Source organism: Herbaspirillum sp. DW155 (assembly GCF_037076565.1).
Taxonomy (GTDB): Bacteria; Pseudomonadota; Gammaproteobacteria; order Burkholderiales; family Burkholderiaceae_D; genus Herbaspirillum.
On sequence record NZ_AP029028.1, the window covers coordinates 2385061 to 2410255 of the forward strand.

At 64.0% G+C, this 25195-nt stretch carries 22 protein-coding genes; 10 read left to right on the forward strand and 12 right to left on the reverse strand.

Going from position 1 to position 25195, the window contains the following annotated elements; genetic code table 11:
* The first annotated feature begins 9 nt into the window (after positions 1–9).
* Entirely contained in the window at positions 10–714 is a 705-nt protein-coding gene (locus AACH55_RS10980; RefSeq protein WP_338719566.1) for an ABC transporter ATP-binding protein, read from the forward strand.
* Here AACH55_RS10980 and AACH55_RS10985 read toward each other — a convergent pair.
* From AACH55_RS10985 to AACH55_RS10995, 3 genes are all read right to left on the reverse strand, one after another.
* Positions 711–1655 (reverse strand): DMT family transporter, encoded by a 945-nt coding sequence (locus tag AACH55_RS10985; RefSeq protein WP_338719568.1) that lies wholly within the window; start codon positions 1653–1655, stop codon positions 711–713. The genes AACH55_RS10980 and AACH55_RS10985 overlap by 4 nt on opposite strands.
* A complete protein-coding gene (locus tag AACH55_RS10990) occupies positions 1615–3174 on the reverse strand; it encodes an NAD(P)H-hydrate dehydratase (RefSeq protein ID WP_338719570.1) in 1560 nt (519 codons plus the stop codon). Before AACH55_RS10990 ends, AACH55_RS10985 begins: the two co-directional genes overlap by 41 nt.
* Before the next feature lie 247 nt (positions 3175–3421).
* Positions 3422–4693 carry an FAD-dependent oxidoreductase gene (locus AACH55_RS10995; RefSeq protein WP_338719572.1) on the reverse strand — a complete coding sequence of 424 codons (1272 nt, stop codon included), beginning with the start codon at positions 4691–4693 and terminating at the stop codon, positions 3422–3424.
* 494 nt (positions 4694–5187) lie between these two features.
* Here AACH55_RS10995 and purL point away from each other — a divergent pair, with 494 nt between their 5' ends.
* The gene (gene purL, locus AACH55_RS11000) at positions 5188–9210 is read left to right on the forward strand and encodes a phosphoribosylformylglycinamidine synthase (RefSeq protein ID WP_338719574.1); all 4023 of its coding nucleotides are present in this window, start codon (positions 5188–5190) and stop codon (positions 9208–9210) included.
* Between the two features lie 181 nt (positions 9211–9391).
* Here purL and AACH55_RS11005 read toward each other — a convergent pair whose 3' ends face one another.
* The gene (locus AACH55_RS11005; RefSeq protein ID WP_338719576.1) at positions 9392–10501 is read right to left on the reverse strand and encodes a porin; all 1110 of its coding nucleotides are present in this window, start codon (positions 10499–10501) and stop codon (positions 9392–9394) included.
* A gap of 282 nt (positions 10502–10783) precedes the next feature.
* On the opposite strand from AACH55_RS11005, the gene AACH55_RS11010 reads away from it, so the two are divergent.
* Entirely contained in the window at positions 10784–10963 is a 180-nt protein-coding gene (locus AACH55_RS11010) for a hypothetical protein (RefSeq protein WP_338719578.1), read from the forward strand.
* Between the two features lie 42 nt (positions 10964–11005).
* On the opposite strand, the gene AACH55_RS11015 is transcribed toward AACH55_RS11010, so the two are convergent.
* The 5 genes from AACH55_RS11015 to AACH55_RS11035 all read right to left on the reverse strand — a co-directional run bounded on the left by AACH55_RS11015 (position 11006) and on the right by AACH55_RS11035 (position 14775).
* Positions 11006–11782, reverse strand: a complete 777-nt coding sequence (locus tag AACH55_RS11015) for a peptidylprolyl isomerase (protein WP_338719580.1) — start codon at positions 11780–11782, stop codon at positions 11006–11008.
* A gap of 95 nt (positions 11783–11877) precedes the next feature.
* A complete protein-coding gene (locus AACH55_RS11020; RefSeq protein WP_338719582.1) occupies positions 11878–12162 on the reverse strand; it encodes a BolA family protein in 285 nt (94 codons plus the stop codon).
* Entirely contained in the window at positions 12159–12779 is a 621-nt protein-coding gene (locus AACH55_RS11025) for a septation protein A (RefSeq protein ID WP_338719584.1), read from the reverse strand. The genes AACH55_RS11020 and AACH55_RS11025 overlap by 4 nt, the downstream gene beginning before the upstream one ends.
* A 43-nt stretch (positions 12780–12822) precedes the next feature.
* A complete protein-coding gene (gene msrB / locus AACH55_RS11030) occupies positions 12823–13218 on the reverse strand; it encodes a peptide-methionine (R)-S-oxide reductase MsrB (protein WP_088753913.1) in 396 nt (131 codons plus the stop codon).
* Between the two features lie 81 nt (positions 13219–13299).
* Positions 13300–14775: a YdiU family protein gene (locus AACH55_RS11035; RefSeq protein ID WP_338719587.1), complete on the reverse strand. Its 1476-nt coding sequence runs from the start codon at positions 14773–14775 to the stop codon at positions 13300–13302.
* 170 nt (positions 14776–14945) lie between these two features.
* Here AACH55_RS11035 and AACH55_RS11040 point away from each other — a divergent pair, with 170 nt between their 5' ends.
* The 5 genes from AACH55_RS11040 to AACH55_RS11060 all read left to right on the forward strand — a co-directional run bounded on the left by AACH55_RS11040 (position 14946) and on the right by AACH55_RS11060 (position 18948).
* On the forward strand, positions 14946–15881 hold the full coding sequence (locus AACH55_RS11040) for a branched-chain amino acid ABC transporter permease (RefSeq protein WP_338719589.1): 936 nt from the start codon (positions 14946–14948) through the stop codon (positions 15879–15881).
* Between the two features lie 3 nt (positions 15882–15884).
* Positions 15885–17108: a branched-chain amino acid ABC transporter permease gene (locus AACH55_RS11045; RefSeq protein WP_338720274.1), complete on the forward strand. Its 1224-nt coding sequence runs from the start codon at positions 15885–15887 to the stop codon at positions 17106–17108.
* Positions 17105–17863, forward strand: coding sequence for an ABC transporter ATP-binding protein (locus tag AACH55_RS11050; protein ID WP_338719591.1), 759 nt, complete (start codon positions 17105–17107; stop codon positions 17861–17863). Before AACH55_RS11045 ends, AACH55_RS11050 begins: the two co-directional genes overlap by 4 nt.
* Positions 17856–18572 (forward strand): ABC transporter ATP-binding protein, encoded by a 717-nt coding sequence (locus tag AACH55_RS11055; protein WP_338719593.1) that lies wholly within the window; start codon positions 17856–17858, stop codon positions 18570–18572. The genes AACH55_RS11050 and AACH55_RS11055 overlap by 8 nt, the downstream gene beginning before the upstream one ends.
* Before the next feature lie 94 nt (positions 18573–18666).
* Positions 18667–18948, forward strand: coding sequence for a hypothetical protein (locus AACH55_RS11060; RefSeq protein WP_338719595.1), 282 nt, complete (start codon positions 18667–18669; stop codon positions 18946–18948).
* A gap of 57 nt (positions 18949–19005) precedes the next feature.
* Here the strand turns inward: AACH55_RS11060 and AACH55_RS11065 are convergent, their stop codons facing one another.
* From AACH55_RS11065 to AACH55_RS11075, 3 genes are all read right to left on the reverse strand, one after another.
* Positions 19006–20313 carry an MFS transporter gene (locus AACH55_RS11065; protein WP_338719597.1) on the reverse strand — a complete coding sequence of 436 codons (1308 nt, stop codon included), beginning with the start codon at positions 20311–20313 and terminating at the stop codon, positions 19006–19008.
* 159 nt (positions 20314–20472) lie between these two features.
* Complete coding sequence (locus tag AACH55_RS11070) at positions 20473–21231, reverse strand: SDR family oxidoreductase (protein ID WP_338719599.1); 759 nt, start codon at positions 21229–21231, stop codon at positions 20473–20475.
* Positions 21232–21448: 217 nt separating this feature from the next.
* Positions 21449–22882 (reverse strand): aldehyde dehydrogenase family protein, encoded by a 1434-nt coding sequence (locus AACH55_RS11075; protein ID WP_338719601.1) that lies wholly within the window; start codon positions 22880–22882, stop codon positions 21449–21451.
* Between the two features lie 339 nt (positions 22883–23221).
* Between AACH55_RS11075 and AACH55_RS11080 the strand changes: the two genes are divergently transcribed.
* Together AACH55_RS11080 and AACH55_RS11085 are read left to right on the forward strand one after the other, a co-directional pair.
* The gene (locus tag AACH55_RS11080; protein WP_338719603.1) at positions 23222–23998 is read left to right on the forward strand and encodes a FadR/GntR family transcriptional regulator; all 777 of its coding nucleotides are present in this window, start codon (positions 23222–23224) and stop codon (positions 23996–23998) included.
* Positions 23999–24062: 64 nt separating this feature from the next.
* Positions 24063–25010 (forward strand): LysR substrate-binding domain-containing protein, encoded by a 948-nt coding sequence (locus tag AACH55_RS11085; RefSeq protein WP_338719605.1) that lies wholly within the window; start codon positions 24063–24065, stop codon positions 25008–25010.
* Positions 25011–25195 lie beyond the last annotated feature (185 nt).

Below are 25195 nucleotides of genomic sequence, written 5' to 3' on the forward strand. Positions count from 1 at the left end.
TTGCCTTGCATGCCTGCTTCCGCTCCTGCCAGTCCCGCCATCATTGCCGCCATTGAAGTCCTTCAGTTGTCCAAACATGTTGCCGATGCTTCCGCCCCTTCAGGCCGGCTGACCATCTTGAGCGACATCGATTTTACCGTGGCCGCCGGCACCACGGTGGCCATCGTCGGCGCCTCCGGCTCCGGCAAGTCGACCCTGCTGGGCCTGCTGGCTGGACTGGATACGCCCAGCGAAGGTTCCGTGCGGCTCGACGGCGAAGACATCTCCGCCCTCGATGAAGACGGCCGGGCGCTGTTGAGGAAGCGCAAGCTGGGTTTCGTGTTTCAGTCCTTCCAGCTGCTGGGGCACCTCAATGCCCTGGAGAACGTGATGCTGCCGCTGGAATTGCGCGGCGACGCTCAGGCCCGCGCCAAGGCCGAGCAGATGCTGGGCCGCGTGGGCCTGGGCAGCCGCCTGAAGCACTATCCCAAATACCTCTCCGGGGGCGAGCAGCAGCGTGTGGCGCTGGCGCGCGCCTTTGTCACCGAGCCGCCGTTGCTGTTTGCGGACGAGCCGACCGGAAGCCTCGATGCCGCCACCGGCGAATCGGTCATCCAGCTGATGTTCGAACTGAACCGCGAGCGCGGCTCCACGCTGGTGCTGGTGACCCATGACAACGGCATTGCGGCGCGCTGCGAGCGCACCCTGACGATTTCGGCCGGGCGTCTGCTCTAGACCGACTCCATCGGATCGGCAGGCGGCAGCGGATGCGCCCGCTTGTGTTCGATATACGCGATGCCGATGCCGCTGGCGCAGATGATGGCGATGCCCAGCACCGTGATCTGGTCCGGGAATTGTCCGAAGACCAGCCAGCCCATGCCGCAGGCCGAGATGATCTGGGCATAGAAGAAGGGCGTGAGCACCGAGGCTTCCGCGTGCCGGTAGGCCGAGTTCTGCAGGAAGTGGCCGATGGTGCTGGTGATGCCGGTCGATACCAGGATCGCCAGTTCCACCATCGTCGGCGTATGGCTGGTCCAGAAGAAGGGCAGCAGCAGCGTAGAGACGATGCTGCCGACCAGGGCACCGTAGAAGAGCGTCACCATCGGATTGTCCGCCTGGCTGGCCTTGCGGTTGAGGATGGACAGCAAGGCCTGGGTGAAGGCCGAGACCAGTCCCAGTGCCACGCCAACCGGCGGGATGTCGCCGCTGGGGCGGATCACGATGAGCATGCCCGTAAAGCCGATCAGCACCGCAACCCAGCGCGAGAAATAACTGCGCTCCCCCAGCAGCCAGGGCGAAATGGCCAGCACGATCAGCGGCGCGCAGAAATTCATGGCCGTGCCTTCGGCCAGCGGCACGATCTTGAGCACCGAAAAGAAAATCAGGGTCGAGCCCAGCAGCAGCGCTCCCCGTGCCAATTGCAGCCCCAGCCGCCTGGTGTGCAGGATGCTGCGCCCGTGGCGGCGCCGGTACAGCGGCGCCAGCGTGGCCGCCATGAAGAACAGATTGATGGTGTAGCGCATCCAGGCAATCATCACCACGTGATACCCGGCCAGGGCCAGCAGCTTGCCGGCCGTATCCAGCAGGGAGAGCGTCCACAGCCCCGAGATCAGAAAGAGGATGCCCAGCTTATGGTTATGGGCGATGCGTGTGATCGGCAGGACGGCGCTGGACATGGTCTCGGATGATCTGGTTGAACACGGCACGGATGGCCGGAATGAATTCGCTGGCGGTCAGTCCCACCGGTCCCTGGCCGACGGCCACCAGCTGGTCGGCGGCCGCGCCGTGGATCCAGGTGGCCGCCAGTGCCGCCGCGCGGGTCGGCCAGCCCTGTGCCAGCAGGGCACCGCACAGCCCGGACAGCACGTCGCCCGTGCCGGCCGTGGACAGCGCCGGATTGCCGCTGGGGTTGATGGCGATCTCGCCATCGGGGAAGGCGATCACCGTGCCCGCACCCTTGAGCACGGTGATGGCGTTGAACTGGCGCGCCAGCAGGCGCGCGGCCTGCGGGCGGTCCTGCTGGACCTGCTGGGTGGTGCTGTCGAGCAGGCGCGCCGCTTCCAGCGGATGCGGCGTGATGATGCTGCAGGCCTCGGCCCGCTGGCTGCGCCGGTGCAGCTTGTGCTGCAAGACCGGCTCGGCCGAGATCAGGTTCAGGGCATCGGCATCGACGACGATATCGGCCTCGCTGTCCAGGGCGCGCGCCAGCAGGTCATGGGCGTGGCGCGAGGTGCCCATGCCGGGGCCGACCACCAGTGCCGCACTGGCGCCGAATTCCACCCGGTCTGCCAGGCGGAACATCAGTTCGGGGTGCTTGTCGTCGTAAGCCGGGCCATCCTCGACGAAGGCCACATAGACCCGTCCGGCCCCGCCGAAGGCCGCCGTGCGCGCGGCCAGCACCGGCGCGCCGGCCATGCCGCGCGCGCCACCCACCACGATCACGTCGCCATAGCTGCCCTTGTGGCTGTTGTTGGCGCGCGGCCTGAGGGCGGTGGCAAAGCCTTGCGGACCATTGAGGAAAGCCCGTGCAGGCGGCAGCAGCACCGGCGCGATCTCCAGCGGATCGACCACGATCCGGCCGCTGTGGTCGCTGCCGTCACAAGTGTGCAGTCCGGGTTTGTCGCCGATGAAGGTAATGGTATGGGTGGCCTGCACCGCCACACCCTCGCGGCCGCCGACGATGCTGCCGGTATCGGCGTTGAGCCCGCTGGGGACGTCGATGGACAGCACCGGACAGCGCAGGCTGTTGACGTACTCGATGATGGGGCGCAGGGCCGGACCCGGCGGACGTGTCAGGCCGATGCCGAACAGGCCGTCGATTACCAGCGCCCAGGATTGCGCGCGCAGCGGTGCGTCATCGGTCCCTTCGATGAACTGGATCTCGGCTTCGCGGGCACGCGCCAGCGCGCGGCGCGCATCGGGCGGCTGGCGGCTTTCGTCGGCGTGCAGCTGCACGCTCACTTCGATGCCGGCTTCTTCCAGCAGGCAGGCTGCTTCCAGGGCATCGCCGCCATTGTTGCCGGGGCCGGCCAGGATCAGCACCGAGGGCGACGAGTCCGTGGTCGAGCACAGCAGTTGCTGCGCCTGCCCGGCAATGGCGGCGCCGGCGCGTTGCATCAGGGTGTAGGGGGGGAGGGCGGACAGTGCCTCTTGTTCGACCTGGCGGATCTCGGCAACGGAATGGAGCGCGCTCATGATCGTGATCGCTGTAGCCTTAAATGGAGGTGGCGTGAATGTCGCGTGAATGTCGCGTAATACGGCGCTGACAGAGCCAAGTGCAGAAATGTTCACCTGCACAAGCGGTGGAAATGCGCGAGCTTGATTTTAAGTGAATTGTTCTGTCAGCGCAGGCACATCATCGACGAACATCGACGAAACATTGATGAAAAGAATGCGCGCGGCCAAGGCCGCGCTGCATGCTGCATGCCGACGATGCGCCGGCTCAGGCCAGCACGTCGCGCGGCTGCAAGCCATCGGGCGGGATTTCCAGCTCTTCACCGCTGACCATATCGGCGAGCAGGCGCGCCGAGCCGACGCTGGCTGCCCAGCCGGTGGCGCCGTGGCCGACGTTGACGAAGACGTTGCCATGCCGCGTCGGACCCACCACGGGCAGGCCGTGCGGCAGCAGGGCGAGGGTATTGCTCCAGAAGTGCGCCTGGTTGTAGTTGGCGGCGTTGGGGTAATAATCGCCGGCAATCTTGAGCAGGTTGCGCAAGGCCTTGGGCGGCAAGGTCTGGCTCGGCGGTACGAAGCCCAGCAGACCGCTGATGCGGATGCGTCCGCCCAGGCGCGTCATGGCGACCTTGTAGCTGTCGTCGTAGAGCGCCATGTTGGGCGCATCGTCCGGATTCTTGACCGGGACCAGTGCCGAATAGGTCTGCAGCGCCCGCAGTGGCAGCACGGTGTCGAGCGCACGTAGCAGCTCGGCACTGCCCATGCCCGCCGCCACCACCACCGCATCCACGCGCATCTGCGCGGCCAGGTGCGGCGAGTCGATCTGCAGGGCGACGCGGCCGCCGAAGTCGGGGCTGATGGCCGTGACCCTGGCATCGAAATGAAAACTCACCCCCAGGGCCTGGGCCGCGTTGCGCATCTGCTTGGCAAAGAGGACGCAATTGCCGGCCAGATCATCGGGGTAATAGAGGGCGCCGGAGAGCCTGGCCTCCGAGGAAAAGGCCGGTTCCAGCATGCGGATGGCGGCCGCATCCAGCCTCTGGTGCTGGAAATCGCATTGCCGGGCGGCTTCCTGCATCGCTTCCATGCGCGCGGCTTCGGCGGGCTGGCGGAACAGGTGGAAGACGCCGTTACCGTTTTCGTTTTCCAGGTTGTAATGGGCTTGCAGTTGCAGCGTCAGGCGCTGACCATAGGCCGACAGGCGCGACAGGCGCAGCTTGTTTTCGGCGAAGTGGTGTTGCTGGGCCTGGCGCGTGGCGCGCATCCAGCGGCGGCGGCCAAAGTCGGTGCCGGAAGCCAGCAGGACTCGCGGCTCGTCCTGGAAACGGCAGGCAAAGGTCGCCATGGCGCCCGGCAAGGTCAGCGGTGTGGCGGCGCCCGGCGCCAGCAGGCCGGAGTCGCCGAAGGTGGCTTCTTCGGCCACGTGCGCGCGCCGTTCGATGACGGCGACTTCATAGCCCTTGGCGGCCAGGAAGTAGGCGCTGCAAATCCCTGAAAGTCCCCCGCCGATGACGGCGATCTGTCGATGTGTGCTGTTCACTCTGTTCGTCTTGGAAGCGGCAGGGCCGCTGTGGTCGTTGGCATCGGCCGTGGCTCGCCGGGCTGGCCCGGTTCCGGTGCGGGCCGAATGATACCGCGAAATTTCCTTGTCGTTCGGATATTGCCGCATTGCTACATTCCGGCGTGCTGGAGGGTGAAGCCATTTGATGCATCCGGGGACAACGCATGGTGACGTGTTGGCGATGACATCAAGCGCGGACCGGGCTGTCAAGGCTCCCCAAATGGCGAGGTGCGCCACCCGCAGTGCCAGGCGCCCGGCACGGCGCGCGTTGCACGGGACTTGGCGCGGTGACCACTGTATAATGCCGGCTCTGCCAGCTAACGCGCGCACGATCCATCATTCCGACCCACCCCGGCCTGCACGTTTTTTCCTTGTGCCATGCGACTTCCGGGGCTGGCCGGTGCCGGTGGACCGGTCCCTGCCGCGATGCTGCCACGGTTTTCCCGATTCAAGCTAACTGCCTCGACCTCGCCATGCTGATCCTGCCGGGCTCCAATGCCCTTTCCGCTTTCCGTACCCAACGCCTTCTGACCCAATTGCAAGCAGTCGATGCCGCCATCACCGGCGTGTCCGGCCGCTACCTGCATTTCGTCGACGCCAAGGCCCTGACGCAAGAGGATGAGGCCCGCCTCAACGGCCTGCTGACCTACGGCGACCCCTTCAATGGCAGCGACGAGGGCGACGCCTTCGTGGTGATTCCGCGTTTCGGTACCATCTCCCCCTGGGCCAGCAAGGCCACCGACATCGTGCGCAATTGCGGCATGGGCCACATCCACCGCGTGGAGCGCGGCATCATCTTCCGCGTGCAGGTCAAGACGGGCTTGCTGGGCGGCACCAAAAAGCTCAACGAAGCCAACATTTCGGCCGTGGCCGCATTGCTGCACGACCGCATGACGGAAACCGTGCTGCGCGATCCGCAAGACGCGGCCGGCTTGTTCACGGAGCTGCAGGCCAAGCCGCTGGAATCGGTGGACGTGATCGGCGGCGGCCGTGCCGCGCTGGAACGCGCCAATACCGAGCTGGGCCTGGCCCTGTCGGACGATGAGATCGATTATCTGGTGGACGCCTTCACCAAGGCCCAGCGCAATCCCACCGACGTCGAACTGATGATGTTCGCCCAGGCCAACAGCGAACACTGCCGCCACAAGATCTTCAACGCCGACTGGACCATCGACGGCGAAAAGCAGGACAAGTCGCTCTTCGGCATGATCAAGAACACCCACCAGCTGGCGCCCAAGGGCACCGTGGTGGCCTATTCGGACAACTCTTCCATCATCGAGGGCGCCACCGTCTCGCGCTTCTACCAGCGCGGCGCCATCAAGGGCAACGTCTATGAAGCTTCGGACGAGCTGACCCACATCCTGATGAAGGTGGAAACCCACAACCACCCGACCGCGATTTCCCCCTTCCCGGGCGCCTCCACCGGCGCCGGTGGCGAGATCCGCGATGAAGGCGCCACCGGCCGCGGCTCCAAGCCCAAGGCGGGCCTGACCGGCTTTACCGTCTCCAACCTGATGGTGACCCACGCCGTGCAACCCTGGGAAAACGCCCGCGACGTGGCCCAGCCGGTCGCCGAGCGTGCCGAGCACGCCCAGGGCGGCATCTACGGCAAGCCCGAGCGCATCGCCTCGCCCCTGCAGATCATGATCGACGGCCCGCTCGGTGGCGCGGCTTTCAACAATGAATTCGGCCGTCCCAACCTGGGCGGTTACTTCCGTACCTACGAGCAGAACGTGGGCGGCCAGGTGATGGGCTATCACAAGCCCATCATGATTGCCGGCGGCATGGGCAACATCTCGGCCAAGCACACCAAGAAGAACGACCTGCCGGTCGGCAGCCTGCTGATCCAGCTGGGCGGCCCCGGCATGCGCATCGGCATGGGCGGCGGCGCTGCCTCCTCGATGGCGACCGGCGTTAACACGGCTGATCTGGACTTCGATTCGGTCCAGCGTGGCAACCCGGAAATGGAGCGCCGCGCCCAGGAAGTCATCAACGCCTGCTGGGCGCTGGGTGACGACAATCCCATCCAGTCCATCCACGATGTGGGCGCGGGCGGTCTGTCCAACGCCTTCCCGGAAATCACCAACGACGCCAGGCGCGGCGCCATCTTCGATCTGCGCAAGGTACCGCTGGAAGAAAGCGGCCTGGCCCCGCGCGAGATCTGGAGCAATGAATCCCAGGAGCGCTACGTGCTGGCCATCCTGCCGGAACACCTGGAACTGTTCAGATACCTGTGCGAGCGCGAGCGCGCGCCCTTCGCCGTGGTCGGTACCGCCACCGAAGAACGCCAGCTCAAGGTGATCGATCCCGAGCACAACAACAACCCGGTCGACATGCCCATGGACGTGCTGCTGGGCAAGCCGCCCAAGATGCACCGCGACGTGCAGCGCGTCGAAAAGCAGCTGCCCCCGGTGGACCTGACCGGCATGGACCTGGTGGACGTGGCCCAGCGCGTGCTGCGCCTGCCGGCCGTGGCCGACAAGTCCTTCCTGATCACCATCGGTGACCGCAGCGTCGGCGCCATGACCGTGCGCGACCAGATGGTCGGACCCTGGCAGGTGCCGGTGGCTGACGTGGCCGTGACCGCCATGGGCCTGGAAGGCTATCTCGGCGAAGCCATGGCCATGGGCGAGCGCACCCCGCTGGCCGTGATCGACGCGCCCGCTTCGGGCCGCATGGCCGTCGGTGAAGCCATCACCAACATTGCCGCCGCACCCATCGCCGAGATCGGCGACATCAAGCTGTCGGCCAACTGGATGGCCGCCTGTGGCCAGCCCGGCCAGGACGCCGCGCTGTTCGATACCGTGAAGGCCGTGGGCATGGAGCTGTGCCCGGCACTGGGCATCTCGATCCCGGTGGGCAAGGATTCGCTGTCCATGCGCAGCACCTGGAGCGATGAAGAGGGCGCCAAGTCGGTGACCTCGCCGGTCTCGCTGATCGTCTCCGGCTTTGCGCCGGTGACCGACGTGCGCCGCGTGCTGACCCCGCAACTGCGCAAGGACAAGGGCGAAACCGTCCTGATCCTGATCGACCTGGGTCGTGGCAAGAACCGCATGGGTGCCTCGGCGTTGACGCAGGTGATGCAGCAGATCGGCAACGAGACCCCGGATGTGGATAGCGCCGAAGACCTGAAGGCATTCTTCAACGCCATCCAGCAACTCAACACCGAAGACCGCCTGCTGGCTTACCACGACCGTTCCGATGGCGGCCTGTATGCGACGCTCGCCGAAATGGCCTTTGCCGGCCACACCGGCATTTCGGTCAACCTCGACATCCTCACCATGGAAGCCGAGCACGCCGCCGACTGGGGCGATTCCAAGAACTGGACCACGCAAGTGGCCGAGCGCCGCAATGAACTGACGCTGCGCGCGCTGTTCAGTGAAGAACTGGGCGCGGTCATCCAGGTCCCGGCCGAGCAGAAGTCGGAGGTCATGAACGTGCTGCGCAGCTACAACCTGGGCGCGTGCAGCCACATCATCGGCAAGCCCAACGACCGCGATGTGATCGAATTCATGCGCGACGCCAAGAACATCTACAGCCAGCCGCGTGCCGAGCTGCATCGCGTGTGGAGCGAGACCAGCTGGCGCATCGCCCGCCTGCGCGACAACCCGGCCTGCGCCGATGCCGAATACGAACGCCTGCTGGATGCGGCCGATCCCGGCATGACGCCCAAGCTGACGTTCGATCCGCAGGAAGACATCGCCGCACCCTACCTGTCGCTGGGCGCAGCGGCGCGTCCCAAGGTCGCCATCCTGCGCGAGCAGGGCGTGAACTCGCACATCGAGACCGCCTACGCCATGCACAAGGCCGGCTTCACCGCCGTGGACGTGCACATGAGCGACCTGATTGCCAATCGCGCCAGGCTGGATGACTTCAAGGGCTTCATCGCCGTGGGTGGATTCTCCTATGGTGACGTGCTGGGTGCGGGCGAAGGCTGGGCCAAGACCATTCTCTTCAATGCGCAACTGGCCGAGCAGTTCTCGCGCTTCTTCCAGCGCCAGGACACCTTCTCGCTGGGCATCTGCAACGGCTGCCAGATGATGAGCAACCTCAAATCCATGATCCCGGGCGCCGAAGCCTGGCCCAAGTTCACCCGCAACAAGTCCGAGCAGTTCGAGGCGCGTTTCGTGATGGTGGAAGTGGCCGATTCGCCGTCCATCTTCATGCAGGGCATGGCCGGTACGCAGGCACCGATCGCCACCGCCCACGGTGAAGGTTTTGCCGACTTCTCGCAGACCGGTGACATCGACCGTGCCATCATCGCCATGCGCTATGTCGACCATCGCGGCGCGCCCACCGAAGCCTATCCGTTCAACCCCAACGGTTCGCCCCAGGGCATCACCTCGGTGACTACTCCGGACGGCCGCTTCACGGTCCTGATGCCGCATGCCGAACGCGTGTTCCGCACTGTGACCCAATCTTGGCACCCGGAGTCGTGGGGCGAGGATTCGCCGTGGATGCGCATGTTCCGCAATGCCCGCAAGTGGGTGGGTTGAGCCGGAAATGGCCTGATATGAAGTTTCCTGTTCCGACTGCCCGCCGCACGGGGCATTCGGGCAGGGGATGGAAAAGCAGGATGAAAAAAAACGCAGTTCCGTGAGGAACTGCGTTTTTCGTTTCTGCTGCCTGTCTGGAGCGTTTCCGCTCTCCCGGGGGGAGAGCGGTGCTCAAGCCTGATCAGAAGATGTGACGGATACCGACGCCGAAGGTGGTCAGGTTGCTCTTGCCATTGGCCGAGTTGGTGATCTCGTACACGGCAGCATCCTTGGCCTTGTTGTAGTCGATGGTGGTGTAGAGCTGGGTGCGCTTGGACAGCGCATATTCAGCCACGCCCACGATGGCGTAACGCTTGCCGTCGCCGACATTGCCCAGGCTGGTGTAGGCCACGTTCTTGCTCTTGTCGTAGTACACGCCGGTGGTCAGGCTCAGTGCAGCGGTAGCCTGGTAGTTGGCGCCGAAGAAGTAGCCATCATCCTTGCGTTCCACGCCGACGGTGTTGCCACCTGCGGTGTTGGCCAGCGAGTAGTTGGTGGTTTCCATGTACAGACCGTTCTGGCCGGTAGCATCCTTCATGCGGTAGTAACCGGCGAAGACCTTGGCTGCACCGAAGGCGTAGGAAGCCGACAGGTTGTAGGTAGTGGCCTTGTTGCGGGCTGCCGTGGTGTCCACGGTTTGCTGGAAGCCGCCACCCAGGGCGAAGCCGCCGTTGTTGTAACGCAGGGCGGTGCTGATCTGGCTGCCGCTGCGGGTCGAACCGGCCTGCTCGCCGAAGGCGTAGCTCACGGAAGCGGCCACGGGACCGAACTGGCCGTCATAACGCACGGTGTTGCTGCTGCGCACGCGGGTGGCGGCGGCCGGCATCCAGGAATTGGTTTCGTAGTTGCCCACGGTCAGCGGATCGAAGTGATCGCCCATCAGGTCGAACAGGGCCGTGTTCTGGCGGCCGATCGAGACCTTGCCGAAGTCACCGGCCAGACCCACCCACGACTGGCGGTTGAAGATGGTGCCGGCGCTGCTCATGCTGCCGTTGTCGCCATTGAAGCCGTTTTCCAGGCGGAAGACAGCCTTCAGGCCGCCACCCAGGTCCTCGGTACCCTTGAAGCCGATACGGCTGTTCGAAATGGCGCCATTGTCCATGCGCACGTTGCTGTTGCCCTGGGCATTGTCATTGCTCAGATAACGGATGCTGGTATCGACGATGCCGTAGATGGTCACGGAGGACTGGGCAAACGCTGCGCCGCCGGTGGTCAGGCCGGCTGCCAGCAGCAGCATGGAACTCTTTTTCATAGGTTTCTCTCCAGAAAGCACGATGTTGTGTTTGTGATGGCGTGGTCGCGGATCGGCCTTGTGTGCTTCTCCCCGAAACACCTCTTTTTTTCGCCGCGATCACGAAATGCGTGGCTGATCGCAGCCTGTCCCTATTTGGAACTGGATCGAAGAATATCAGAACGATGGTTCGCAAAATGCGCGAAATGCTGCAGAAAAATTCCGCTTTTTTAATTATTTATTCAATTTATATGATTAAAAAAAATTTATTGAATAAATTTTTTATAAAAATAAATTTGCACTATGAAGCGTGAATTGTGTCTCCCGCATGACGAGAAGGGCAATTTCGGCGGTTTTTTGGGAGGAAATCCGGCGTTTTTGGGCGACTTTTTGCTGGCTGCCGCAGAACTTGTGCGTGAAATCGTGGCTAAAAAGCAACATGCCCGGACAGGAGGCCTGTCCGGGCATGCGGGAGAGCGGTGAAGAGGAGGGCGAGGCCTTCCTCTTCAAGCATCGAGGCTGGGCTTATTGCACCTTGGCCTTGGCGCGCAGCGTTTCCTGGTAAGCCTGCAGCTTCTTCTGTTGCAGGGCTTCGGCGATCTGCGGCTTGACTTCATCCAGGGTCGGGACCTTGGCCGGACGCACGTCTTCCAGCTGGATCACGTGCCAGCCGAACTGGGTCTGCACCGGGGTCTGGGTGACTTCACCCTTCTTCAGGGCCACCATGGCGTCGGAGAAAGGCTTGACGAAGGAGGCCGGGGTCGCCCAGTCCAGGTCGCCGCCGTTGGCTGCCGAACCGGTGTCCTTGGACTGCTTGGCCAGGTCTTCGAACTTGGTGCCGGCCTTCAGCTTGGCGATGATGGCTTCGGCATCTTCCTTCTTGTCCACCAGGATGTGGCGGGCGTGGTATTCCTTGTCGCCGGCCTGGGCCTTGAACTTGTCGTATTCGGCCTTGATGTCGGCGTCCGAGACCGGGTTCTTCTTCAGGTAGTCGGCGATCAGGGCGCGGATCACGATGGACTGGCGGGCCAGTTCCAGCTGGTTCTTGACGTCGGTGCTGTTGGCCAGGCCTTGTTTGTCGGCCTCTTGCATCAGGATTTCACGGTTGATCAGTTCTTCCTTGATGGCGCCGCGCAGCTGCGGGGTGTCGGGCTGGCCTTGGGCGGTCATCTGCTTGACCATCAGATCGGCGCGGGAGGAGGGGATCGCCTTGCCGTTCACAACGGCCAGGTTTTGTGCGAAGGCCGGGATGGAAGCGATGGCGAACAGCAGCACCAGCAGACGAGCGGGTTTGAATGTCATTGTTGAATCCTAGAAAAGAAAGGAATGAATCAAAACGGAGAAGAAAAACAGGAGGGGCTTGATAAGTAGAGTAGGCGTCGGTCTTGTGCTTTGTCTCAGTTCTTTGCCTCTGACGGCGAGAGTGCCACGATGGCCAGCGCGTGGATCTCCTGCTGCATCAGGTCAGACAGGCAATCATACACCAGCCGGTGGCGGTTCAAGCGATTTTTGCCGTCGAACAACCGGGAAACCAGGCGGACCCTGTAATGTCCTCCGCCAGAGGCTGCACCGGCATGGCCAGCATGCAGGGCAGACTCATCCTCGACCAGACAGACCTCGGGCGAGAAAGTTGCAGTCAGGCGCTCGGTAATGCGCTGCACCCGGGTGTCAGATGTGGTCATTGTTCATCCTTCATATATTTGGAGAGGAACAGGCTCTGGCCGATGATGAAGGCAAACATCAGGCCCATGCTGCCGAACATCTTGAAGTTGACCCAGGTATCGAGCGAATAGTTGAAGGCGATATACAGGTTCAGCACGCCCATGACCGCGAAGAACACGATCCAGGCCAGGTTCAGGCGCGGCCAGATCGGTTCGGGCAGGGTGACCTGCTTTTCCATCATGACGCGGATGAGATTTTTGTTCATGAACAGCTGCGACACCAGCAAGGCCAGGCCGAAGGCCCAGTACAGGATGGTGGGTTTCCACTTGATGAAGGTATCGTCACGGAAATAGATGGTGGCCCCGCCGAAGACCACGATGATGGCCAGCGACACCCACAGCATGCCGTCCACCTTGCGCCGGCGCAGCAGCAGCCAGGCGATCTGGCCCAGCGAGGCGACGATGGCCACGGCGGTGGACAGCAGGATGGGCGCTTGCGAGGCGGTGACGGCACCGGCCGACATGGCTCCGCCCAGATATTGCATCACCAGGTCTTGTGCGGCCGAGGGGTGACCCTCAGCCCATTTGAAGACGCCGAAAAACAGGATGACAGGGAACAGGTCGAACAAAAACTTCATCGGGTGGCTTCTTCAGTAAGTCAGTCAAAAGTGGCAGGCCGGCTTACGCCGGGTCGAAGCGCAGCGAAGCCGAATTGATGCAATAGCGCAGTCCGGTAGGCGGCGGGCCGTCGGGGAAGACGTGGCCCAGGTGGGCGTCGCAGACGTTGCAGATGATCTCGGTGCGAATCATGCCATAACTGCGGTCCAGTTTCTCGCGCACGTTGGCCGGATCGATGGGTTCGAAGTAGCTGGGCCAGCCGCAGCCGGAGTCGAACTTGGCGTCCGAGGTGAACAGCGGCGTGTCGCAGCAGACACAGGTATAGATGCCGGCTTCGTGGTGATCCCAGTAACGGCCGGTAAAGGCGCGCTCGGTGGCGGCTTCACGGGTGACCTGGTATTCCATCGGGTCGAGCTGTTCGCGCCATTGCGCTTCGGTCTTTTCTACACGTTTGTTCATGCTTGACTCCTTGTGGATGACGGGGCGACGGGCAAATACGGCCCGCACAGGAAGAAAGATTCAAAAGCCGCAAAGGCGTCCTCAGGAAGAGCAGCTCACCTCGAGATGGCTGGCCCAGTCCGGTGGCAGGGCCGCATAGCGTTCGAATCCGGGCTGTTCGTCGAAGGGATGGCGCAGCATCTGCTGCAGGCGCGCCACTTCGCTGAAATCTTTCTGTTGCGCCTGCTCGATGGCGACCTGGGCGAGGTAATTGCGAAGCACGTATTTGGGGTTGACGGCATGCATTGCAAGCCGACGGGCATCGTCGTCGCTGTCCTCGGCGCGCAGCCGGGCGCGATATTGTGCGGCCCAGGCATCGAAGGCCGGCCGGTCGAGGATGAGGTCGCGCAAGGGCTCGTCGTGGGCGGTGTTGTCGATCCGCAAGTCACCCAGGCGGCGGAAGAACAGGGTGAAATCGACCCCGTTGGCCTGCAGGATGCCAAACATCGCTTCGAACAGCCGGGCATCCTCGGCTTGCTGCGTCGTCAGGCCCAGTTTGGCGTGCAGCAGGGCATCGTGCTGCGCCTGGAAGATCGCTTCATAGCCGGCCAGGGCCGCTTCGGTCTGTTCCACCGACCCGATCAGCGGCAGCATGGCCTGGCCCAGCGCGAAGCAGTTCCACTGGCCGATGCGCGGCTGCATCTGGTAGCTGTAGCGGCCCTGGCTGTCGGTATGGTTGCAGATGTGGCGGGCGTCGAAGGCTTCCATGAAGCCGAAGGGACCGTAATCCAGCGTCAGGCCCAGGATGGACATATTGTCGGTGTTCATCACGCCATGCATGAAGCCCACCGCCTGCCATTGCGCCATCAGGACGGCGGTGCGGCGGGTGACTTCCCTGAGCAGGGCCTGATAGGGGTTTTCTTCGGCCAGCAGTTCCGGATAGAACTGCTCCAGCACGGTATCGGCCAGGATCTTCAGTTCATCGAAGCGCTGGTTGTAGTACCAGTGCTCGAAGGAGCCGAAGCGGATGAAGCTGGGCGCCATGCGGGTGACCACGGCGGCCGTTTCCGGGGCTTCGCGCAGCACGCGCTGGTCCGAGCCGATCACGGTCAGCGCGCGCGTGGTGGGGATGCCGAGCGCCGCCATGGCTTCTGAACAGAGAAATTCGCGGATCGAGGAGCGCAGCACGGCACGGCCGTCACCCATGCGCGAATAGGGCGTCTGGCCGGCCCCCTTCAATTGCAGTTCGATGCGCCCCTGGCCGTCGGCCGCCGGCAGGTCACCCAGGGTAATGGCGCGGCCATCCCCCAGCTGGCCGGCCCAGACGCCGAACTGGTGGCCCGAATACACCGCCGAGAGCGGTGCCGAACCGGGCGCGATCTGGTTGCCGGCAAAGATGTCCAAGAAGCTGCGATCATCGATCGCCGGCGTGCTCAGCCCGACGGTGGCGGCAGCATCCTCGCTGAAACCGACTAGGTAAGGCGCGGGCAGGGGCGTGGGCTGCAGCCGGGTGTAGAACGCCGGGGGCAGCGCGGCAAAGCGGTTTTCGAAAGGAGGAAGTGAATAAGCTTGCGTCATGTTCAGCCTGTGGCGCGGCCCGGAGCGGACGCGCAATCCCGTATTTTGACAGAGAAGCGCGAATCCCATAGGATCGCTCCACTTTTGCGTCCGGCCGCGCTTGGCGGGGCGCGGCAAAGGCTTCACTCACGTCAACCCCGTCAACATCGTCCCCCGGCAAGGCTGGCAATTTGGAATTCGCGCTGATCACCTTCCTGAACGGCCTGGGCTACGGCTTCCTGCTGTTCCTGCTGTCATCGGGTCTCACGCTCATCTACAGCATGATGGGCGTGCCCAACTTCGCCCATGCCAGCTTCTACATGCTGGGCGCCTACGTCGCCTATGCACTGGCGGGCGTGCTGGGATTCTGGTGGGCGCTGCTGCTGGCGCCGCTGGCCGTGGGCATCGTCGGGGCGCTGGTGGAACATTACGGCCTGCGCATCGTGCATCGCTATGGGCATGTGCCGGAATTATTGTTCACCTTTGGCCTGTCCTATCTGGTGGTGGAACTGGTGCAGCTGGTGTGGGGGCGCTCGCCCGTGCCTTATCGGATTCCGCCCGAACTGGACGGCACGCTCTTTACCCTCTATTCGACGGCCTTCCCGATCTATCGTGGCTTCATGCTGCTGGTGGCGGCACTGATGCTGCTGGCCTTGTGGCTGCTATTGCGTCATACCCGCATCGGCCTGGTGATCCAGGCGGCACTGACCCATCCGCAGATGGCCGAGGCGCTGGGCCACAACGTGCCGCGCGTGTTCATGCTGGTGTTTGGCGGTGGCTGCGCGCTGGCGGCGCTGGCCGGCGTCATCGGCGGCAATGCCTTCGTCACCGAACCGGGCATGGCGGCGGCCGTGGGCAGCATCATCTTCGTGGTGGTGGTGGTGGGCGGCCTGGGTTCGCTGGCGGGCGCCTTCATTACTTCGCTCCTGATCGGGATGATGCAGACCTTTGCCGTGGCGCTGGATGTGTCGCTGGCCAGCCTGGGGGTGCCGGTATCGGCCGGCAGCGCCCTGGCGCCGCTGGTGCATCTGACTCTGGCGCAGGTGGCGCCGGTGTTGCCCTACCTGCTGCTGGTGGTGATGCTGATCGTGCGCCCCAAGGGGCTACTGGGACGGCGGGAGGGCTGAATGATGCGACGCACCGTCCTTCCCTGGCTGCTGTTCGCCCTCCTGCTGCTGCTTGCGCCTCTGGTGTTTGCGCAAAGTGCAGCCTTGTCGCTGCTCTCGCAGATGGGCACGATGGTGTTGCTCTGCCTCTCCTGCAACATGTTGCTGGGCGAGGGCGGCATGCTCTCCTTCGGACATGCGGTGTATTCAGGGTTGGGGGCTTTTGGCGCGATCCATCTGATGAATCGCATGGCTGATGGGGGAGTGGCCTTTCCGGTGACCCTGGTGCCGCTGGCAGGCGGCCTGACCGGTGCACTCTGCGCGGTGGTGCTGGGCTATCTCACCACGCGCCGCGCCGGCACCACCTTTGCCATGATCACGCTGGGACTGGTGGAACTGGTGTCGGCCTGCGTGCTGATGTTTCCGGAAGTCTTTGGCGGCGAGGGCGGCATCTCGGGAAACCGCGTCATCGGCGAGCCGGTGCTGGGGATCAGCTACGGGCCGCAGATCCAGGTGTATTACCTGATCGCCGGCTGGCTGCTGGTCTGCGCCATCGCCATCTACGCGCTGCGCCACACGCCGCTGGGCCGCATCCTCAATGCCGTGCGCGACAATCCCGAACGCGCCGCCTTCATCGGCTACGATCCGCAGCGGGTGCGCTACCTGGCGCTGATCCTGTCGGCTTTCTTTGCCGGCGTCGCGGGCGGACTCTCGGCCATCAACTTCGAGATCGTCAGCGCCGAATACGTGGGCGCACTGCGCTCGGGCGCCATCCTGCTTTTCACCTTCATCGGCGGCACTGCCTATTTCTACGGCCCCATCATCGGTGGCGTGGTCGGGGTGCTGTTTTCTTCCTGGCTCTCGGCCTATACGCAGGCCTGGCAGTTTTACCTGGGCGCCTTCTTCATCCTGATCGTGATGACCGCCCCGGGCGGGCTGGCCAGCCTGACCGACCGGGGCTGGCGTCTGCTGCGCAGCGGCGACATCGAAGCGCGTCTGCTCATGCGGCTGGGCCTGTGGCTGATGGCCGCGCTGTGTACGCTGGCCGGCGTCATCCTGGCCACCGAGATGGCCTATCAGGCCAGCCTGGGGAGCCTGGCAGAGACGGGGGGGGAGGGCGCATCGCTGGTGCTGTGGGGCTGGTCCATCGATGTCCATTCGGCACGCCCGTGGATCGTGGCGATGCTGCTCATTGCGGTGGGCGCAATGGCGCTGGCGGTCTGGCATCGCAAGGGGAAGGGCCGATGAACCAGCCTTCTCCCCTGGTGCTGCAGGGCGTGCATAAAGCCTTCGACCGCAGTGAAATTTTGCGCGGCGTCGATCTGCAATTGCAGCCCGGCGAGCGCTGCGCCCTGATCGGGCCCAACGGGGCGGGCAAGTCCAGCCTGTTCCATGTGATCTCGGGCCGCTACCGCGCCGATGCCGGCCGCGTGCTGCTGCACGGGCGCGACATCACGCGTGAGCCACCCCAGCGGATCAATCGCCTGGGGCTGGCGCGCAGCTTCCAGATCACTAGTCTGTTCCCGCGCCTGAGCGCCTTCGAGAACGTGCGCTGTGCACTGCTGTGGACGCTGGGCTACCGCTATGCCTTCTGGCGCCGCATCGGCCAGTTGCGCGATGCCAGCGAACGGGCGCTCTCCATGCTGGAGAAGGTCGGCCTGGCCGCGCGTGCCGAGGTGACCGCAGGTGAGCTGAGCTATGCCGAACAACGCGCCCTGGAGCTGGCCGTGACGATGGCCACCGATGCCTCCGTGATCCTGCTCGATGAACCGACCGCCGGCATGAGCCGCGCCGAGAGCGCGGCCATGGTGGCGCTGATCCGCGAAGTCACCGTGGGCAAGACCCTGCTGATGGTGGAGCACGACATGCAGGTCGTCTTCGGCCTGGCCGACCGCATCGCCGTCATGGACAACGGCCGCGTGATCGCCTGCGACACTGCCGGGCGCATCCGCGCCAATCCTGAAGTGCAGGCCTTGTATCTGGACCGCAGGCGCCATGGATAAGCCTTCACCCCTGCTCAAGGTCAGCGGCTTGCAAGCCTGGTACGGCCAGAGTCACGTGCTGCATGGCCTGTCCCTGGAAGTGGGGCGCGGCGAGATCGTCAGCATCCTCGGGCGCAATGGCGCGGGCCGCTCGACCTTGCTCAAGGCCCTGATGGGTCAGGTGCGCAGCAGTGGTGAAATCCAGTTCGACGGTCGTTCGCTGGCCGGACTGCCTACCCACGCCATCGCCCGGCGCGGTATCGGCTATGTGCCGGAAAGCCGCGATGTCTTCCCCACGCTCACCGTGGAGCAGAACCTGCTGCTGGGCCGCAAGAGCGGCCGCGCGCCGGCCGATGGCTGGCGCGAAGAAGACGTGCTGGCCCTGTTCCCGGCCCTGGCACGGCGTCACAAGGTGGCAGCCGGCGCGCTCTCCGGTGGCGAGCAGCAGATGCTGGCGCTGGGCCGCGCGCTGATGGGCAATCCCGTCCTGCTGCTGATCGACGAGCCCACCGAAGGCCTCGCGCCGCAGATGGTCGAGCAGGTGGCGCATTGTCTGGAACTGCTGCGCCAGCGCCAGGTGGCGGTGCTGCTGATCGAGCAGAAACAGGCTCTGGCGCTGGACCTTTCGCAGCAGGTCTACGTGATGGGACGGGGCGAGATGGTCTTCCGGGGAACGCCGGCGCAACTGACTGCGAACCACGCCTTGCAGCAGGAGTGGCTGGCGCTCTGACGGGGGGGCAAATCTGCGCAATTCTCGCGCACTGTCGATGGATAGGGCGCCGCCCCATGCGCACAATGGCCGCTTTACCTGAAGCGAGATCCTCATGCTGCTCTGGCCCCTGCTGATTTCCCTTGCCATCCTCGCCCTCTATGCCGCTGACCGCGCCTGGCTGCGTCACGTCCGGCGCGAGGACCTGCCCTTGTACGATCCGCAGGGCTATCTGGAGATGACCGCCCGCATGACCGAACTCTGCCACGGCGACCGTGCGCGGGTCGATCAGTTGATTGCGCGCCAGCGTCAGCGCTTTCCGCAGGCTGCGCATGCCGAGCTGGTAAGGCTGGCCATGCGTCAGTTGCTGGAACCGCAGTCTGCCGGCCATTCCTGAAAACAAAAACGGCGGCTCGCTGTGAGCGAGTCGCCGTGAGTCAGTGAAACCGGATGATTACCTGTTGACCAGCTTGGCCAGCAGGCTCAGCGTGAGCAGGCCGCCGATCACCAGCGAGGCTGCCAGGACGTACATGCCGGCATTGGTGCTCTGGGTGGTGTCCTTGAGCCAGCCCACCAGGAAGGGGCTGACGAAACCGGCCAGGTTGCCCAGCGAGTTGATCAGCGCGATACCGGCGGCAGCGGCCGTGCCCGACAGGAAGGCCGTCGGCAGGCTCCAGAACAAGGGCAGGGTGGTCAGGATGCCGATGCTGGCCAGCGTCAGCGAGGCCATCGCCAGGGCGGTGTTGCTGCCGTACTGGGTGGAGAGCAGCAGGCCGATGCAGCCGATGAAGGCCGGGATGGCCACGTGCCAGCGGCGTTCACGGCGGGCGTCGGCACTGCGGCCGATGAGTACCATGGCGGCGGCTGCAAAGGCGTAGGGAATGGCGGTGAGCAAGCCCACGTTGAGCGGATCGGAGACGCCGGTAGCCTTGATGATGGTGGGCAGCCAGAAGCTCACGCCATACAGACCCATGACGAAGCAGAAGTAGATCAGCGCACCCAGCCAGACCCGCGCATTGGCGAACATGGCGCCCAGGGAGAGGTGTTCCTTCTGGCTTTCTTCATGGCTGATGTTGGCTTCCAGCAGACGCTTTTCGTCTTCGCTGAGCCACTCGGCATCACGGATGCGATCCTTCATATAGAGGATCACCAGCGCGCCCAGAATCAGCGAAGGAATGGCTTCCAGAATGAACATCCACTGCCATCCCGTATGACCCCACACCCCCGGCATGGCATGCATGATCCAGCCCGACAGCGGGCCGCCGATCACGCCCGAGAGTGCAATGCCGGTCATGAAGAGCGCGGTGATCTTGCCGCGCCGGGCGGCCGGATACCAGTAGGTCAGGTACAGGATCACGCCAGGGAAGAAGCCCGCCTCGGCCACCCCCAGCAGGAAGCGCATGATGTAGAACATCTCCGGCGAGGTGACGTAGGCCATGGCGCCGGAGATGATGCCCCAGGTGATCATGATGCGGGCGATCCACAAGCGCGCGCCGACCTTGTGCAGGATCATGTTGCTGGGCACTTCGAAGACGAAATAACCCAGGAAGAAGATGCCCGCACCCAGCCCATAGACGGTATCGCTGAACTTGAGGTCCTGCAGCATCTGCAGCTTGGCAAAGCCGACGTTGACCCGATCCAGGTAGGAAGCCACGTAGCACAGGAACAGCAGCGGCAACAGCCGCCAGGTGACCTTGCTGTAGGTCGCGTCTTCAAAGGATGCGCGTGCGCCGTCGACGGCCGCGCCTGCTTGGTAGCTCATGTCTCACTCCAGATGATGTTGGGCGTTGATGTGTTCTGCGTTGCGGTTCTTGGTGACCGGTGACGGTGCCCAGCATTGTAGAGACGGTGAGGGTATTGTCAAATCGTTATCCTCACCGTTTGCGTGAAGTTTTTTACACTGGCGGCGCACGTCGTGTGCTTAAACGCAACGTCCGCCATCGACCTCGATGCAGACCCCGGTGACGAACGCGGCTTCATCCGAGCCCAGGTAGAGGCAGGCATTGGCGATGTCCTCGGGCGTGGAGAAGCGGCCCATGGGGATGGTGGCGACGAACTTCTTGCGGTTTTCCGGGGTATCGGGCACGCCCATGAATTCGGTCAGCAGGCCGGTGGCCGAGATGACCGGATTGACGCAGTTCACGCGGATCTTGTCCGGGCCCAGTTCGGCCGCCATCGACTTGCTGGTGGTAATGACTGCGCCCTTGCTGCCGTTGTACCAGGTCAGGCCCGGACGCGGGCGGATGCCGGCGGTAGAGGCGATGTTGACGAAAGCGCCGCCGCCGACCTCGCGGAAGTAGGGCACGAAGGTCTTGGCCGAGAGGAAGATGCTCTTCACGTTGACGGCATACACGCGGTCGAATTCTTCCTCTTCCACTTCCAGCATGGGACGGTTGCGGTGCGTGGTGCCGGCATTGTTGACCACGATATCGAGCTTGCCGAAGTGTTCCAGGGCGGTGGCCAGCAACTGATCCATGTCGGCGCGCCTGGAGACGTCGGCCTTGGCGAAGACGGCACGGCCGCCCGCCGCCTTGATCTCTTCCACCACCCGCAGGCCACCGGCCTCGCCGATGTCGGCCACCACCACGGCGGCGCCCTCACGGGCATAGGCTTTGGCGATGCCTTCTCCGAAACCCGAACCGCCACCGGTGACGATGGCTACCTTGTCTTGCAAACGCATGATGTGTCTCCTTGAAAGTAAAAAAGATGTCGTGAATCTGTTGCGCATCGCTCGACCGTTCGACCTGAGTAGCGGCTCAGCCGCGTATCGAAGCCTGTCCTGAGCCTGCCGAAGGGGCGTACCGACGGCTCGCCTTCGATACGGCCCTAAGGGGCCTACTCAGGACGAACGGTAGTCGGGTGATGCCGAGCAGAGTTTGGCTTGGGTGGTATTGGTATCAGCCGTGGCGGATGGCGATGGTCTTCAGGACCGTGAAGCCATAGAGCGCCTCGAAGCCTTTTTCGCGCCCGTGTCCGCTGGCCTTCACGCCGCCGAAGGGCAGCTCCACGCCGCCCCCGGCGCCATAGTTGTTGATGAACACCTGGCCGCTGCGAATGGCCCGCGCCAGTCGCAGCTGGCGGCCGCCGTCGCGGGTCCAGACGCTGGCCACCAGGCCATAATCGGTGCCATTGGCCAGGGCGATGGCCTCGGCTTCATCCTCGAAGGACATGGCCGCCAGCACCGGACCGAAGACTTCTTCCTGTGCCAGCCGGTGCTGCGGTGGCACGTCGCGCAGCAGGGCCGGGGCCTGGTAGAAGCCCCCGGTGGGGGCGCCGGGCGCGATCTCGCCCTGCGCCACCAGCGCGATGCCGTCGCGCCGCGCCTCCGAGAGGAAACCGGCCACGCGCTCCTGCTGGGTCTTGCGGATCAGCGGGCCGCAGTCCAGGTCCATCTGCGAGGAGCCGACCTTGAGCTGCGAGAACAGCCCGGCAAGCCGTTCCAGCACCTTTTCGTAAGCGCCGCGCTGCACCAGCAGGCGGCTGCCGGCCGAGCAGGTCTGGCCGGCGTTCTGCACGATGGCATTGACCACCACCGGCAGCAGGGCATCCATGTCGGCATCCTCGAACACCACCTGCGGCGACTTGCCTCCCAGCTCCAGCGTGACCGGGGTGTGATGCTCGGCCGCCGCGCGCACCACCAGCTTGCCCACATTGGGCGAGCCGGTGAAGGACACATGATCCACATCCGGATGCCTGACCAGCAGGTCGCCCGCTTCATGACCATAACCGGTGACGATGTTGAGAGCGCCCTCCGGGAAGCCGACCTCCGCTGCCAGTTCGGCCACCCGCAAGAGGGACAGGCAGGCATCCTCGGCCGGCTTGACCACGCAGGTATTGCCAGCGGCCAGGGCGCCGCCCACGCAGCGCCCGAAGATCTGCATCGGATAGTTCCAGGGCACGATGTGGCCGGTCACGCCATGCGGCTCACGCAGGGTCAGGACCGTGTAGCCGGCCTGATAGGGGATGGTGTCGCCATGCAGTTTGTCGGCCGCGCCGGCGTAAAACTCGAAATAACGCACGATGGCCGCCGCATCGGCGCGCGCCTGCTTCATGGGTTTGCCGCAGTCGCGGCCTTCCAGCCGGGCCAGTTCTTCCTGGTGATCCTGCAGCTTGTAGGCCAGCTTCATCAGCAGGCGGCTGCGCTCGGCGGCAGACAGCTTGCCCCAGGCACCTTCATAGGCCCGGCGCGCAGCCTGCACGGCGCGCTCGATGTCGGTGGCATTGCCACGTGCGATGGCCTCGAAAGGCTGGCCATCGGAGGGGTCGATGACGGGGATGCTCTCGCCCGAGGCGGGTGCAACCCAGCGGTTGTCGATGAAGTGCTGTTTCATGGCAGGGCGGTCCTTGGCTTGCGTGATCTCAGGATGGCGGGAGGGCGGGCAGGGCAACGAGAGGCAACAAGAGGCGGCAGGGCGGCGTGCGAAGGCGGCCCCGGAGGTGATCCGAGGCGGGTTTTGCAGAGGCTTGTCTCCTGATTGCTTATGTCGTGGGCTGCTGTTTTTGTTGTGCATGAATCTAAGTCAGTGCGCTCAAGCTGTCAAATTAATTTACTGCTTTGCTGACTGCCTGCAGGGCAATACTGGCTCTGAAGCGGACAAATCCGCTACCATGCGCCCTACCAGTCCGTGCCCTGTTCCCTCTCTATTTCGCCGCCTTTCTCCGGAGTTCCGATGCCCCTGTCCAGCAAGCCCGCGCGCCCCGGCGCTTCCAGCGAAATCCTGAGCCTTGCGGCCGCCGGTCTGGGGCCGGTGCGGCCGGAGCGCTTCGCTGAACGGGTGTATGAAACCTTGTTCCATGCCATCGTCGAAGGCCGCATCGCGGTCGGCAGCAAGCTGCCCTCGGAAAACGATCTGGCCACGCTCTTCGAGGTCTCGCGCCCGGTGGTGCGGCAGGCGTTGGACCGGCTGCGCGAGGATCAACTGGTGGAATCCCTGCGCGGCTCCGGAACCTATGTGAAGGAAAAGGCGGGATTGGCCCCGGCCCGTCCCGATGGCGAACCCGAGACCCGCATCGGCCACATCATGAACGGCCTGGAGCTGCGCCTGGTGCTGGAGCCCGAATGTGCCTACATGGCCGCCCTGCGCCGCAACCGCCAGGATCTGGAACGGATGGATACCTTGCTGCTGGGTTTCGAGGAAGCCAACCGGGTCGGCGGCATCGCCCATCATTACGATTTCGCCTTCCATGAAGCCATCGCCCTGGCCACCGGCAACCAGCGCTTCGTGCAGGTGATGAAGACGCTGGAATACGATGTCAGCCACGCCGTCAACATGCTGCGCCACCTGATGCACATCCCGCCCTGGAAGCGTTCCCAGGATGCCATGGACGAGCATCGCCAGATTTTCGAACTGATCCGCCAGCAGGATGCCGAAGGCGCCCGGCGCGCCATGCGCGGCCATATCGAGAATGCCCGCACGCGCATGTTCAACAGCCGGCCCGGCTTGTAAGCTCAGTTGTCAGCTAAGCTGTCAATTCATTTAACTACTCGCCAGACTGCAGGAAGCCCCTCGCATGGAATTACGCCAACTGCGCTACTTCGTGGCCATCGTCGATCACGGTTCGTTCTCGCGCGCGGCACGCGTGCTGCACATCGCCCAGCCGGCGCTGACCCAGCAGATCCGCCAGCTGGAAGACGAGCTGGCCGCACAGCTGCTGCACCGCTCGGCCCAGGGCGTGATCGCCACCGATGCCGGCAAGGTCTTCTATGAACATGCGCTGGCGATCCTCAAGCAGGTGCAGGATGCCCGGCAGGCCGTGGCGCAATCCACCGACAAACCCTCGGGGACGGTGGCGCTGGGCATTCCGCAGAGTGTTTCCAATGCGCTGGCCTTGCCATTGTTGAAGGCGGTGCGCGCCAACTATCCCGAGATCACCCTGCAACTGACCGAGGAATTGACCGGCAACCTCATCACCCAGCTCAAATCCGGGCGCATCAATCTGGCCGTGCTGTTCGACGACGGCCAGCTGTCTTCCTTCGCGGCCACGCCGATGATCGAGGAAGAGATGATGTACATCACCCGCGCCAAATCACGCTATGGCGTGACGGGCCGCAAGGGCGTGCCTTTGGCCAAGGCCATCCAGGCACCTCTGATCCTGCCCGGTCTGGCCCATGGCGTGCGTCCGCGCATCGAGAATCTGGTGCGCGCGCAAGGCATGAGCCTGGAAAATGTCATCGAGATCAACTCGGTGGCCATCCTCAAGTCCGCCATCCTGGCCGATATCGGCGCCACCATCCTGCCGGTGGCGCCGCTGCTGGCCGACATCGAGCGCGGCGAGATGGTGGCCCATCGCATCGCCGGCCAGCAGATCTCGCGCACCCTGGCGTTGTGCGCCTCCCGCAATATCCCCCTGACCACGGCCGCCGCAGCGGTGGAACAGCTGGTGCTGGATGTGACGGACGATCTGTGCCGCTCGGGCAAGTGGGGGCATACGCGCGTGCTGGAACGTGAATCTGCGTAAAGAAACTGGTTTGTAAATTCAGTTTTTTTGATGATTTGATGAATCTTTTTGCTGCAAAGCCATCATCGGGTACACTGATGAGCTTCTGTCAGGCATGGGGCCTGCGTCACCCGATCAACACCTGAATGTGCGCGAGGGCGCCTGGCATGCATCTTGCGGCCAGCAACGTAACAGGTAACAGCAGA

Bases quoted from the DNA above. Each gene is read 5' to 3' on its own strand.
- AACH55_RS11080 (WP_338719603.1), top strand. From the start codon at position 23,222: ATGCCCCTGTCCAGCAAGCCCGCGCGCCCCGGCGCTTCCAGCGAAATC.
- AACH55_RS11060 (WP_338719595.1), top strand. From the start codon at position 18,667: ATGCTGCTCTGGCCCCTGCTGATTTCCCTTGCCATCCTCGCCCTCTAT.
- AACH55_RS11035 (WP_338719587.1), bottom strand. From the start codon at position 14,775: ATGACGCAAGCTTATTCACTTCCTCCTTTCGAAAACCGCTTTGCCGCG.
- msrB (WP_088753913.1), bottom strand. From the start codon at position 13,218: ATGAACAAACGTGTAGAAAAGACCGAAGCGCAATGGCGCGAACAGCTC.
- AACH55_RS10985 (WP_338719568.1), bottom strand. From the start codon at position 1,655: ATGTCCAGCGCCGTCCTGCCGATCACACGCATCGCCCATAACCATAAG.
- AACH55_RS11045 (WP_338720274.1), top strand. From the start codon at position 15,885: ATGCGACGCACCGTCCTTCCCTGGCTGCTGTTCGCCCTCCTGCTGCTG.
- AACH55_RS11020 (WP_338719582.1), bottom strand. From the start codon at position 12,162: ATGACCACATCTGACACCCGGGTGCAGCGCATTACCGAGCGCCTGACT.
- AACH55_RS11025 (WP_338719584.1), bottom strand. From the start codon at position 12,779: ATGAAGTTTTTGTTCGACCTGTTCCCTGTCATCCTGTTTTTCGGCGTC.
- AACH55_RS11010 (WP_338719578.1), top strand. From the start codon at position 10,784: ATGAAGCGTGAATTGTGTCTCCCGCATGACGAGAAGGGCAATTTCGGC.
- AACH55_RS11015 (WP_338719580.1), bottom strand. From the start codon at position 11,782: ATGACATTCAAACCCGCTCGTCTGCTGGTGCTGCTGTTCGCCATCGCT.
- AACH55_RS10990 (WP_338719570.1), bottom strand. From the start codon at position 3,174: ATGAGCGCGCTCCATTCCGTTGCCGAGATCCGCCAGGTCGAACAAGAG.
- purL (WP_338719574.1), top strand. From the start codon at position 5,188: ATGCTGATCCTGCCGGGCTCCAATGCCCTTTCCGCTTTCCGTACCCAA.
- AACH55_RS11075 (WP_338719601.1), bottom strand. From the start codon at position 22,882: ATGAAACAGCACTTCATCGACAACCGCTGGGTTGCACCCGCCTCGGGC.
- AACH55_RS11085 (WP_338719605.1), top strand. From the start codon at position 24,063: ATGGAATTACGCCAACTGCGCTACTTCGTGGCCATCGTCGATCACGGT.
- AACH55_RS11050 (WP_338719591.1), top strand. From the start codon at position 17,105: ATGAACCAGCCTTCTCCCCTGGTGCTGCAGGGCGTGCATAAAGCCTTC.
- AACH55_RS11065 (WP_338719597.1), bottom strand. From the start codon at position 20,313: ATGAGCTACCAAGCAGGCGCGGCCGTCGACGGCGCACGCGCATCCTTT.
- AACH55_RS10980 (WP_338719566.1), top strand. From the start codon at position 10: ATGCCTGCTTCCGCTCCTGCCAGTCCCGCCATCATTGCCGCCATTGAA.
- AACH55_RS11005 (WP_338719576.1), bottom strand. From the start codon at position 10,501: ATGAAAAAGAGTTCCATGCTGCTGCTGGCAGCCGGCCTGACCACCGGC.
- AACH55_RS11070 (WP_338719599.1), bottom strand. From the start codon at position 21,231: ATGCGTTTGCAAGACAAGGTAGCCATCGTCACCGGTGGCGGTTCGGGT.
- AACH55_RS11055 (WP_338719593.1), top strand. From the start codon at position 17,856: ATGGATAAGCCTTCACCCCTGCTCAAGGTCAGCGGCTTGCAAGCCTGG.